Raw genomic sequence first — 11,071 nt, 5'->3', positions numbered from 1 at the left:
TTTTGCTTACTTTTGCGCTTTTCAAAAGTGAGCCGCTGTAAGAGCGGAACCAATACCAGCCATCACCCAAATAACGGATATACACCCCATGCCCGCCCAATCTCCCCCCACACAACCCTTACTCACCACTGAGGCAACCTGTCACGCGGCAAAAGACCACGCCTTGCTCTCGCGAAAATGGGACTACTCTTTCAGCAATGCTTGATCCAGATCAAAACCTTCGCCGGGATTGCTCTGGCGGCCGCAAGGCCAGAATCCCTGCGTGGTTGGTATAAAAAGAAACGAATTTGAATTCGCCACACTCCATATCCGTGGGGGCAGTGGGTGCAGGCCTCCAGCCAGCATTCTGTATTACCTGACAGAGGAAGACTTATGTTCGGTTTGGAGGCGCTAGATCTCGCCCGAATTCAATTCGCGTTCACCATCTCATTCCATATCCTGTTCCCGGCCATCACCATCGGCCTGGCCAGTTACCTTGCGGTGCTGGAAGGCCTGTGGCTCAAGACCAACAACGACACCTACCGTGACCTCTACCATTTCTGGTCGAAGATCTTTGCCGTCAACTTCGGCATGGGCGTGGTCTCCGGTCTGGTCATGGCCTATCAGTTCGGCACCAACTGGAGCCGCTTCTCGGACTTCGCCGGCGCCGTCACCGGGCCCTTGCTGACCTATGAAGTGCTCACGGCATTCTTCCTTGAAGCCGGCTTCCTGGGGGTCATGCTGTTTGGCTGGAACAAGGTCGGACGCAAGCTGCACTTCTTTGCCACGGTGATGGTAGCCGTCGGCACGCTGATCTCGACCTTCTGGATTCTCGCCTCCAACAGCTGGATGCAGACGCCACAGGGTTTTGAAATCATTGATGGCCGGGTGATTCCTACCGACTGGCTTGCCGTGATCTTCAACCCGTCGTTCCCCTACCGCCTGATGCACATGGCCACGGCAGCCTTCGTCGCGACCGCGTTCTTCGTCGGTTCTTCGGCGGCCTGGCACTTGCTGCGCGGCAAGGACAACCCGGCGATCCGCACCATGCTGTCGATGGCGATGTGGATGGCGCTGATTGTCGCGCCGATCCAGGCGGTCATCGGTGACTTCCACGGCCTGAATACCCTCAAGCATCAGCCGGCGAAGATCGCCGCGATTGAAGGCCACTGGGAGAATATCGGCGACGAGCCCACGCCGTTGATCCTGTTCGGCTGGCCGGACATGAAAGCTGAAAAAACCAAGTTCGCGGTGGAAATCCCGTACCTCGGCAGCCTGATCCTGACTCACTCCCTGGACAAGCAGGTGCCGGCCCTCAAGGACTTCCCGCCTGAGGATCGTCCGAATTCGACCATCGTGTTCTGGTCGTTCCGGGTCATGGTGGGCCTGGGCTTCCTGATGATTTTCACCGGCCTGTTCAGCCTCTGGCTGCGCCGTGGCGACAAGATGTACACGTCCAAGCCGTTCCTGTACCTGGCGCTGTGGATGGGCCCGTCCGGCCTGATCGCGATTCTCGCCGGTTGGTTCACCACCGAAATCGGCCGGCAGCCGTGGGTGGTCTACGGGCTGATGCGCACGGCGGATGCTTCGTCCAACCACAGCTTTGCGCAGATGAGCATCACGTTGGTGTTGTTTGTGGTGGTGTATTTCGCGCTGTTCGGCGCGGGCCTGGGCTACATGATGCGCCTGGTGCGCAAAGGGCCTGTGACCCACGAAAGCACCGAGCCTACTCACGGTGGCGCTGGGCAGAAACGCACACCGGCGCGTCCGTTGTCGGCGGCTGATGACAGTGCCGATGCCGATCACGGCGACACCTTGAACAAGGGGAACTGAGCCATGGGTATTGATCTTCCGCTGATCTGGGCCGTGATCATCATCTTCGGCATCATGATGTACGTGGTCATGGACGGCTTCGACCTGGGGATCGGCATTCTCTTCCCGTTCATCCCGGGCAAGACTGACCGTGACGTGATGATGAACACCGTCGCCCCCGTGTGGGACGGCAACGAAACCTGGCTGGTACTCGGCGGCGCGGCGTTGTTTGGCGCCTTCCCGCTGGCTTATTCGGTGGTGCTCTCGGCGCTGTACCTGCCGCTGATGCTGATGCTGATCGGGCTGATCTTTCGCGGCGTGGCGTTTGAATTCCGCTTCAAGGCCAAGGACGACAAGCGTCACCTGTGGGACAAGGCCTTCATCGGCGGCTCGCTGGCGGCGACGTTCTTCCAGGGCGTGGCGCTGGGGGCGTTCATCGATGGTATCCCGGTGGTCGACCGCCAGTTTGCCGGCGGTTCACTGGATTGGCTGACGCCGTTCACGATGTTCTGCGGGGTGGCCTTGATCGTGGCGTATGCGCTGCTGGGTTGCACCTGGCTGATCATGAAGACCGAAGGCAGCTTGCAGGAGAAGATGCACAACCTCGCGCGGCCCCTGGCATTCGTGGTGCTGGCGGTGATCGGTATCGTCAGCCTGTGGACGCCGCTGGCTCATCCGGAAATCGCCTCGCGCTGGTTCACCCTGCCGAATCTGTTCTGGTTCCTGCCGGTGCCGATTCTGGTGCTGGTGACCATGTACGGCCTGATTCGCGCCGTGGCCCGTAATGCGCATTACACGCCGTTCCTGCTGACGCTGGTGCTGATCTTCCTCGGCTACAGCGGTCTGGGGATCAGCCTGTGGCCGAATATCATCCCGCCATCGGTATCGATCTGGGACGCCGCCGCGCCGCCGCAAAGCCAGGGCTTCATGCTGGTGGGCACCTTGTTCATCATCCCGTTCATCCTGGGCTACACCTTCTGGAGCTACTACGTGTTCCGCGGCAAGGTCACCCACGAAGACGGTTATCACTAGGAGGATTGACTCATGTCCGGCAAACCTTCGTTGCACGACATCGAACAGGCCGAGAAAAAGCCGCTCTGGCAGCGTCTGGGCTGGCTGGCGATGATCTGGACCGGCAGCGTCCTGGCCCTGTTCGTGGTGGCCAGCCTGATGCGCATGTTCATGAATGCCGCGGGCCTGACCACCCACTGACATCCCGTTGTAAATATTGCCCTCCTTTATGGAGGGCTTTTTTATTTGCGCGCCTTGAGAATCACGAACTTCGGCGTCGCCGCCACTTGCTCGACACCGCGGAACAAACGCGCCAGCTTGCTGTGATAACCCAAGTGCCGGTTGCCGACGATATACAGGGCGCCGCCTACTACCAGCGCTTCCCGTGCCTGCTGGAACATGCGCCAGGCGAGGAAATCACCCACCACTTGCTGCTGGTGGAACGGCGGATTGCACAGCACCACGTCCAGTGATTGCGGCTCCTGATCGGCCAGGCCGTCGCCGGGGCGAATCAGCACGTCGCGCTCGCCCAGGGCCGCGCGCCAGTTCTCGGCGGCCGATTGCACCGCCATATAGGACTCATCCACCAGCGTGTACTGCGCCTCGGGGTTTTGCAGCGCGCTGGCAATCGCCAACACACCGTTGCCGCATCCCAGGTCTGCCACGCGGGCGCTGCCCAGGTTTTGTGGCAAGTGCGGCAGGAAGGCCCGGGTGCCGATGTCCAGGCCTTCGCGGCAGAACACGTTGGCGTGGTTGAGCAGTTCGATGGCCGGGGTGTCCAGGCTGTAGCGCGTCGGGTAGGGCGATACTGCGTGCGGCCGGTCGGCCAGGGTGGCGATCAGCAGGCGGGCCTTCTTGACCGCAAGAGAGGCGTGCATCGGCCCGATAAAGCGCTCCAGCAATTCACCGGCGGCGCGAGGCAAGTGCTTGACCATCGCCCCAGCAATGACCTCGGCGCCAGGTGCCAGCTGGCCTTGCAGGTGAATCAGTTGTTCTTCGAGCAGGGCCAGAGTCTTCGGCACGCGGATCAGTACGCGGTCGAACGGCCCGGCTGGGGTCTGGCTGGCGGGCAGGAACGTTACCGCGTCGAAGGTCTTGCCGTTGCGCGCCAGGTTCTTCTCCAGGCCCAGGGCACCGAGGAACGAGTCACCACTGGATGTCAACTGCACATGCCCTTCGAGGCTGGCCGCCAGGGCGCCGAAACTGTCGTTGAGCACCAGTACGCGGGTCGCCGGCGTCAGCTGTTGTTCCGCCAGGTAGCTGAGCAAGTACTCATCGGCTGCATCAAACGCTTGCAGCGGGTCGTTGTGCTGTTCTGGCTGACGGATCAGGTCGAGTTGGGCGAAGGGGCTGTCGAGCAGGGGCATGGCAGGGGAGACTCTGGGTAAGCGAACCATCGGGGTGAACGGCGACAGGAGGCTCATCAGGCACTCGCGTCATCACCGGGAACTGGTCGCAAATGTTACGTTTTTTTCCCCTGGATTACATTCGGTGTTTAAAACAACCCGCATTTCACTGCCGTGATCACTGCGGCAATCTTGTTACTGACCCCGAGTTTCTTCATTGCACTGCTGATATGGAAACCGACCGTGCGTTCGGAAAGGCACAGGATGGTGGCGATGTCGGAGGCGGTCTTGCCCATGGCCGACCATTGCAGGATTTCGGTTTCCCGCGGGGTCAATTTACTGGGGGCTTGCGGGCTAGGAGCGTCAGCATACTTTTTTGCGACGACCGCATGCATCGCGTGGCAAATCCAAAGTACTTGCCCGGCTTTTTCATAGAGTTCTTCAGGTCCCACAGGGACGGAGGTACGGGCCAAGGTCAGCATGCTGAAAACACCCTGGAAGTCATGGATCGACTGTGTCCATCCAAAATTCAGGCCGTGGGTTTGGGCATGAACCCATAAGTCCGGTACCGAGGAAAAGATTTTCTCTTCCCAGACGATGGGTAGAACCGAGCGTTTGCAGTGTGCAACAACAGGATCCAGATCAAAGTAGTGTTGTTGTTTGTACAGCGTATTCCACTCATTTGAATAGTTGTTGAGGTTGACGGTTTTCGTTTGGTTGTTGGGTAGATGAGAACTAAGGGTGAATGCGCAGTATTGGAAGCCAAGCTCGTAGGTAAGGTTGAGGGCGGCTTCGTACATACTGGTTATTTCGCTTTCGCCTTCGAGTTTGGGAACGCGAGTGTTGTGCCAGTTGATCATCGGTAACGCTCCATGTGCACGGTTTTTCATGGGGTACTTCCAGTCCCCCCGGTTACGACATGAAAAATTAGTGTAGGACAACGGCTACAGTTCGAAATGAAAATTCTGTTATTTTCGGCTGTGCTTTTAGTCCAAGAGTACCTGTACAAATTAAAATCGGTGTACAAGTTGCCGAGCGCGATAAAGGTTTTTCCATTTTTTTGAAGGGCTTGCTGTGAGTGTTACTTATTAATATTTAGTTGCATTTCATCATCTAGCGTCTTGTCGGAGTGCGGCTAATAGCCAAATGTTTAGTACCGTCCAGCGTTTGCCGATTTGTGCTTGTGGAAAAATCGTTGGCCAAGACCTCTGCGCAGCGGCAATGCCAGCACAAACCATCGGTGTTTCCAGGCGCTGCTTTGAGGGACACTAGGGGCCTCTGCAAATGGAGTTTCCCATGACGGCCAGTGCTGAAAAATACACCCGCCAGACCCTGCTCGACGTGCAATCGCTGACCCCCAGCCTGTTTACCCTGCGCACTACCCGAGACCCGGGCTTTCGCTTTCGCGCCGGGCAGTTCGTGCGCCTGGGGGTGACCAAGGCCGATGGCAGCATTGTGTGGCGTGCTTATTCGGTGGTGTCCTCGCCCTTTGATGAGTACCTGGATTTCTTCTCCATCGTGGTACCAGGTGGCGAGTTCACCAGTGAGCTGAGTCGCCTGCGGGAGGGCGATACCTTGCTGGTGGAGCGCCAGGCCACGGGCTTTTTGACCCTGGACCGGTTTGTGGATGGTCGTGATCTGTGGCTGTTGGGCACCGGGACCGGTATTGCACCGTTTCTGTCGATCCTGCAGGACTTCGAGGTGTGGGAGAAATTCGAGCGGATTATCCTCGTCTATAGTGCCCGCGAAGCAACGGAGCTGGCTTACCAGTCGTTGATCCATGAGCTGGGCGAACGAGAGTACCTGGCAGAGCACGCCCACAAGCTCACTTACATTCCGATTGTCACCCGTGAGCAACATCCGGGCGCGTTGAACGGTCGGATTACTACCCTGATCGAGAATGGCGAGTTGGAGCGCGCCGCAGGTGTGGAGCTGACCCCTGAGCATTCCAGAGTGATGATTTGCGGTAACCCGCAGATGATCGACGACACGCGTCAGCTGCTGAAACAGCGTGACATGCAACTGAGCCTGACCCGCCGCCCGGGGCAGGTCGCGGTAGAAAACTATTGGTAAAACAAAGGCGCCCTGCAGGCGCCTTTACTTTATTTGCCGAGCTTACTCGGGCTTGCTGTTCTGTGCCTTGAGCAGATCGCGGATCTCCCCGAGCAGCACTTCTTCCTTGGTCGGAACCGGCGGCAGGCTAGGCGCCACGGCCTCTTCACGCTTCAGGCGGTTGATGGCCTTCACGCCCATGAAGATCGCAAACGCGACGATCACAAAGTCGATCACGCTCTGGATGAACTTGCCGTACGCCAGCACCACGGCAGGCGCATCGCCCTGGGCGGCTTTGAGCGTTACGGCCAGGTCGCCGAAGTCGACGCCCCCGATCAACAGGCCGATGGGTGGCATCACTACGTCGCCTACAAAGGAGGAAACGATTTTGCCGAAGGCGGCACCGATGATAATACCGACGGCCATGTCGACCACATTACCTTTGACCGCGAAGGCCTTGAACTCACTTAACACGCCCATAGGTTATTCCTTGTTACAGATGAGGAGGTAGAAGCCAGTGTAAGACAGTGTGGCGAGGCTTGCTCGACACAACTGCTAACAGTGTCCGTTTTTATCGACACATTAAATCGCAAATAGTTTGCAAAGTGCCACCAATCGCGCGCGGAATACCCGCTATTTCATGGGGTTACCACACTATTTTTTTAATCGGGTTGGTACGGCTTTTCTATTTATCTTCTGACTCGCAGGTCACTAGCCTCTGGAAAGCACAACTCAATGTGCACTAAAAAAACCAGAGGAAACCTCGATGAAAAACCCTATTAGCCGCGGGCCTATTTCTGCGCGACGGGTGTTGCTCGTAGTGAGCGCCAGTCTTCTTTCGCTGTCCGTACACGCCGCCAACCTCACGCGCGACAATGGCGCGGCGGTCGGTGACAATCAGAACTCGCAAACCGCCGGTGCGAATGGCCCGGTCCTGTTGCAAGACGTGCAACTGATCCAGAAATTGCAGCGCTTTGATCGCGAGCGGATTCCGGAGCGTGTTGTGCACGCTCGCGGCACCGGTGCCCACGGTACCTTCACCGTCACCGACAACCTCAGCGACCTGACCAAGGCCAAGGTATTTGCCGCCGGTGAAGCCACGCCGGTATTTGTGCGTTTTTCTGCGGTAGTTCACGGCAACCATTCGCCGGAAACCCTGCGTGACCCCCGCGGCTTTGCTACCAAGTTCTACACCGCTGAAGGCAACTGGGACCTGGTAGGTAATAACTTCCCGACGTTCTTCATTCGCGATGCGATCAAGTTCCCGGATATGGTTCACGCCTTTAAACCAGACCCGCGCACTAACCTTGATGACGATTCCCGTCGCTTTGACTTCTTCTCCCATGTTCCAGAGTCGACTCGTACACTGACCGAGTTGTATTCGGACTCTGGCACTCCTGCCAGTTACCGGGAAATGGACGGTAACGGTGTACATGCCTACAAGTTGATTAATGCCAAGGGCGAAGTGCACTACGTCAAGTTCCACTGGAAGAGCCTGCAAGGCATCAAGAACCTTGACCCTAAACAAGTAGCTGAAGTACAGGGCCGTGACTACAGCCATATGACCAATGATTTGGTCACGCACATTAACAAGGGCGACTTCCCCAAGTGGGACCTGTATGTGCAAGTGCTGAAACCTGAAGAGCTGGCCAAGTTTGATTTCGACCCATTGGACGCCACCAAGATCTGGCCAAACGTGCCTGAGCGCAAAGTCGGGCAGATGGTGCTGAACCGCAACCCGGCCAACGTCTTCCAGGAAACCGAGCAAGTGGCCATGGCCCCGGCCAACCTGGTGCCGGGCATCGAGCCGTCGGAAGACCGCCTGCTGCAAGGCCGGGTGTTCTCCTACGCCGATACGCAAATGTACCGCCTGGGGCCAAACGCCCTGCAACTGCCGATCAACGCACCCCGGGTGACCGTCAACAACGGTAACCAGGACGGCGCGATGAACTTCGGCAAGACCACCACCGGCGTGAACTACCAGCCAAGCCGCCTGCTGCCACGGGAAGAGCCGCAAACCGCGCGTTACAGCCAGTCGGCCCTGTCGGGCAGTACCCAGCAGGCGAAGATCCAGCGTGAGCAGAACTTCAAGCAGGCCGGCGACCTGTACCGCTCGTTCAACAAGAAAGAACGCCAGGACTTGATCGACAACTTCGGCGGCTCCCTGGCCACCACCGATGACGAGAGCAAGCACATCATCCTGTCGTTCCTCTATAAAGCTGATCCGGAGTACGGCACTGGCGTGACCAAAGTTGCCAAGGGCGACCTGGCCCGCGTCAAGGCGCTGGCTGAAAAGCTGACTGACTGATTGGCCCCCGTCGGCGCCCGAGCGGGCGCCGACACCCAGGCAGGAGAAACCCCATGCGTATCTACATCGCGTTATTTACAGCCTTGCTGGCCCTCACGGCCCATGCCGAGTCGCCTGACCCCGAAGCGGTAAAAACCCAGTTGCAGGACTATTACTTCGACGCCGCCCGCCGTGGCGACGTGGAAATGCTCAACACCTTCATCGATTCCGGCTATTCGCTGAACACCCAGGATGAAAAAGGCTACACGGCACTGATTCTCGCCGCCTATCACGGCGAAAGTGCCTACGTGGACCGGTTGCTCGCAGCCGGCGCCGATGCCTGCGTGCAGGACAAACGCGGCAACACCGCCTTGATGGGCGCGATCTTCAAGGGTGAGCTGAAAATCGCCCAGCGCCTGCTCGCCACCGACTGCAACCCCGACCAACGCAACGGTGCCGGACAAACGGCGGCCATGTACGCCGGGCTGTTCAAGCGCGTGGAACTGCTGGATGAACTGAAAGCCAAGGGCGCGGATCTCAACGCCGAAGACCCGAGCGGTAACAGCGCTTCACGCTTGGCCAGTGGTGAAATCCGTACCCCGGCGCCGCGCTGAGCTATCATCGCGGTTTTTCGGTTGGAGGTTCTCAAATGGCAAAGGCCAAGCGCATGTATGGCTGCACGGAGTGCGGCGCGACCTTTCCCAAATGGGCCGGGCAGTGCACGGAATGCGGTGCGTGGAACACCCTGACCGAAACCATGATCGAGAGCGGCGGCGCCGTGGCCCCCAGCGGTCGGTCCGGCTGGACCGGGCAACAAACCCAGATCAAGACCCTGGCCGAAGTCAGCGTCGAAGAAATCCCGCGTTTCTCCACCGCTTCCGGTGAACTGGACCGGGTGCTGGGCGGCGGCCTGGTGGACGGCTCTGTGGTGCTGATTGGCGGTGACCCGGGCATCGGTAAATCCACGATCTTGCTGCAAACCCTGTGCAGCATCGCCAGCCGCATGCCGGCGCTGTATGTCACCGGCGAAGAATCCCAGCAGCAGGTGGCCATGCGTGCGCGCCGCCTGGGCTTGCCCCAGGACCAACTGCGGGTGATGACCGAAACCTGCATCGAAAGCATCATCGCCACCGCGCGCCTGGAAAAACCCAAGGTGATGGTGATCGACTCGATCCAGACGATTTTCACCGAACAACTGCAATCGGCGCCGGGTGGCGTGTCCCAGGTGCGGGAAAGTGCTGCGCTGCTGGTGCGCTATGCGAAACAGAGCGGCACGGCGATTTTCCTGGTGGGCCACGTGACCAAAGAAGGCGCGCTGGCTGGCCCACGGGTGCTGGAGCATATGGTCGACACCGTGCTGTATTTCGAAGGCGAGTCCGACGGGCGGTTGCGTTTGCTGCGGGCGGTGAAGAACCGGTTTGGCGCGGTCAACGAGCTGGGTGTGTTCGCCATGACTGACCGCGGCTTGAAAGAAGTCTCCAACCCGTCGGCGATTTTTCTCACCCGCGCCCAAGAAGAAGTCCCGGGCAGTGTGGTGATGGCAACGTGGGAAGGCACCCGCCCGATGCTGGTGGAAGTGCAGGCGCTGGTGGACGACAGCCACTTGGCCAACCCGCGCCGCGTCACGCTGGGCCTGGACCAGAACCGCCTGGCGATGTTGCTGGCGGTATTGCACCGCCATGGCGGCATTCCCACCCATGACCAGGACGTGTTCCTCAACGTGGTGGGCGGGGTCAAGGTGCTGGAAACCGCGTCCGACCTGGCGTTGATGGCGGCAGTGATGTCCAGCCTGCGCAACCGGCCGTTGCCCCACGACTTGCTGGTGTTCGGCGAGGTGGGTTTGTCGGGTGAAGTGCGCCCGGTGCCCAGCGGTCAGGAGCGCCTGAAGGAAGCAGCCAAGCACGGCTTCAAGCGCGCCATCGTGCCCAAGGGCAATGCCCCGAAAGAAATGCCACCTGGGCTGCAAGTGATTGGGGTGACGCGCCTGGAGCAGGCGCTGGATGCCCTGTTCGAATAGACGCCAGCCACCCATCGCCTAAGTGGGAGCCGGGCTTGCCCGCGATGGTGGTGTATCAGCTAATTGATATGCAAACTGACACACCGCCATCGCAGGCAAGCCAGCTCCCACATGTTCAGATCTCCAGCAAGGCGGCGAATTCCCGCTCCAGCTCTGCCTGATCACCGAGGTTCAGCTCGATTATCCGCCGCAGGTGGCTGATGGAGTCGAGGTCGATGTGCTCGCACACAAAACCGAGCTGCCCATGATCATCATGGGTCAGCCGCACCTGCATCTTCACCTCGGTCTCGGCGTCCAGATGAATGTCCACGTCGAACGATTCGTAGCGATGGCCTTGCCAGTCCTGCGGCCGTTGCACCAGCAATCCCTTGAGCGACAAATCTACCAATTGCACCGACCAGACATGGCCGTCTTGCGTGAGCTCGGTCTTGGCATCGAAGGCAATGCGTCGAAAACGGCGACGGTCTGAAGGCTGTTCGCTCATGGTGAAACCCTCTGTGGATAAAAGAATTGTAGCCGTGCGCCATCATGGGACGGTTTTTTCTGCTTTTTTCGCCCCGGCAAGGC

General features: G+C 59.0%; 11 protein-coding genes. 7 read left to right on the top strand and 4 right to left on the bottom strand.

Annotated elements, in window-relative coordinates:
• Positions 1 to 372: 372 nt before the first annotated feature.
• The 3 genes from SNL23_RS19795 to SNL23_RS19785 are packed head-to-tail and all read left to right on the top strand — an operon-like array spanning position 373 to position 3,003.
• Positions 373 to 1,812 (top strand): cytochrome ubiquinol oxidase subunit I, encoded by a 1,440-nt coding sequence (locus tag SNL23_RS19795; protein WP_318303192.1) that lies wholly within the window; start codon positions 373 to 375, stop codon positions 1,810 to 1,812.
• Between the two features lie 3 nt (positions 1,813 to 1,815).
• Positions 1,816 to 2,823, top strand: coding sequence for a cytochrome d ubiquinol oxidase subunit II (gene cydB, locus SNL23_RS19790; RefSeq protein WP_008432810.1), 1,008 nt, complete (start codon positions 1,816 to 1,818; stop codon positions 2,821 to 2,823).
• 12 nt (positions 2,824 to 2,835) lie between these two features.
• Complete coding sequence (locus SNL23_RS19785) at positions 2,836 to 3,003, top strand: DUF2474 domain-containing protein (RefSeq protein ID WP_003215809.1); 168 nt, start codon at positions 2,836 to 2,838, stop codon at positions 3,001 to 3,003.
• Positions 3,004 to 3,044: 41 nt separating this feature from the next.
• Here SNL23_RS19785 and SNL23_RS19780 read toward each other — a convergent pair whose 3' ends face one another.
• A complete protein-coding gene (locus tag SNL23_RS19780; RefSeq protein ID WP_318303195.1) occupies positions 3,045 to 4,169 on the bottom strand; it encodes a methyltransferase in 1,125 nt (374 codons plus the stop codon).
• Positions 4,170 to 4,297: 128 nt separating this feature from the next.
• On the bottom strand, positions 4,298 to 5,008 hold the full coding sequence (locus SNL23_RS19775; RefSeq protein ID WP_076014035.1) for a helix-turn-helix transcriptional regulator: 711 nt from the start codon (positions 5,006 to 5,008) through the stop codon (positions 4,298 to 4,300).
• A 436-nt stretch (positions 5,009 to 5,444) separates the two neighbouring features.
• On the opposite strand from SNL23_RS19775, the gene SNL23_RS19770 reads away from it, so the two are divergent.
• A complete protein-coding gene (locus SNL23_RS19770) occupies positions 5,445 to 6,221 on the top strand; it encodes a ferredoxin--NADP reductase (protein WP_167665230.1) in 777 nt (258 codons plus the stop codon).
• Between the two features lie 42 nt (positions 6,222 to 6,263).
• On the opposite strand, the gene mscL is transcribed toward SNL23_RS19770, so the two are convergent.
• Complete coding sequence (gene mscL / locus SNL23_RS19765; RefSeq protein ID WP_003215816.1) at positions 6,264 to 6,680, bottom strand: large-conductance mechanosensitive channel protein MscL; 417 nt, start codon at positions 6,678 to 6,680, stop codon at positions 6,264 to 6,266.
• A 286-nt stretch (positions 6,681 to 6,966) separates the two neighbouring features.
• Here mscL and katB point away from each other — a divergent pair, with 286 nt between their 5' ends.
• From katB to radA, 3 genes are read left to right on the top strand one after another with little or no spacing between them, the layout of a single operon-like run.
• Complete coding sequence (gene katB / locus SNL23_RS19760) at positions 6,967 to 8,508, top strand: catalase KatB (protein ID WP_318303188.1); 1,542 nt, start codon at positions 6,967 to 6,969, stop codon at positions 8,506 to 8,508.
• Positions 8,509 to 8,561: 53 nt separating this feature from the next.
• Positions 8,562 to 9,101, top strand: coding sequence for an ankyrin repeat domain-containing protein (locus SNL23_RS19755; RefSeq protein ID WP_318303187.1), 540 nt, complete (start codon positions 8,562 to 8,564; stop codon positions 9,099 to 9,101).
• Positions 9,102 to 9,136: 35 nt separating this feature from the next.
• Positions 9,137 to 10,504 carry a DNA repair protein RadA gene (gene radA / locus SNL23_RS19750; RefSeq protein ID WP_003215821.1) on the top strand — a complete coding sequence of 456 codons (1,368 nt, stop codon included), beginning with the start codon at positions 9,137 to 9,139 and terminating at the stop codon, positions 10,502 to 10,504.
• Between the two features lie 115 nt (positions 10,505 to 10,619).
• Here radA and SNL23_RS19745 read toward each other — a convergent pair whose 3' ends face one another.
• Entirely contained in the window at positions 10,620 to 10,988 is a 369-nt protein-coding gene (locus SNL23_RS19745; protein WP_318303186.1) for a PilZ domain-containing protein, read from the bottom strand.
• Between the last annotated feature and the right edge of the window lie 83 nt (positions 10,989 to 11,071).

This window comes from Pseudomonas sp. SED1 (assembly GCF_034044025.1).
GTDB lineage: Bacteria > Pseudomonadota > Gammaproteobacteria > Pseudomonadales > Pseudomonadaceae > Aquipseudomonas.
The sequence above is the reverse complement of the archived record's forward strand: the minus strand, read 5'-3'. Positions and strand labels throughout refer to the sequence as shown.

Excerpts from the sequence above, each read along its gene's own strand:
- SNL23_RS19775 (WP_076014035.1), bottom strand. The coding sequence starts at position 5,008 with ATGATCAACTGGCACAACACTCGCGTTCCCAAACTCGAAGGCGAAAGC.
- SNL23_RS19795 (WP_318303192.1), top strand. The coding sequence starts at position 373 with ATGTTCGGTTTGGAGGCGCTAGATCTCGCCCGAATTCAATTCGCGTTC.
- mscL (WP_003215816.1), bottom strand. The coding sequence starts at position 6,680 with ATGGGCGTGTTAAGTGAGTTCAAGGCCTTCGCGGTCAAAGGTAATGTG.
- SNL23_RS19745 (WP_318303186.1), bottom strand. The coding sequence starts at position 10,988 with ATGAGCGAACAGCCTTCAGACCGTCGCCGTTTTCGACGCATTGCCTTC.
- SNL23_RS19785 (WP_003215809.1), top strand. The coding sequence starts at position 2,836 with ATGTCCGGCAAACCTTCGTTGCACGACATCGAACAGGCCGAGAAAAAG.
- SNL23_RS19770 (WP_167665230.1), top strand. The coding sequence starts at position 5,445 with ATGACGGCCAGTGCTGAAAAATACACCCGCCAGACCCTGCTCGACGTG.
- SNL23_RS19755 (WP_318303187.1), top strand. The coding sequence starts at position 8,562 with ATGCGTATCTACATCGCGTTATTTACAGCCTTGCTGGCCCTCACGGCC.
- katB (WP_318303188.1), top strand. The coding sequence starts at position 6,967 with ATGAAAAACCCTATTAGCCGCGGGCCTATTTCTGCGCGACGGGTGTTG.
- radA (WP_003215821.1), top strand. The coding sequence starts at position 9,137 with ATGGCAAAGGCCAAGCGCATGTATGGCTGCACGGAGTGCGGCGCGACC.
- SNL23_RS19780 (WP_318303195.1), bottom strand. The coding sequence starts at position 4,169 with ATGCCCCTGCTCGACAGCCCCTTCGCCCAACTCGACCTGATCCGTCAG.
- cydB (WP_008432810.1), top strand. The coding sequence starts at position 1,816 with ATGGGTATTGATCTTCCGCTGATCTGGGCCGTGATCATCATCTTCGGC.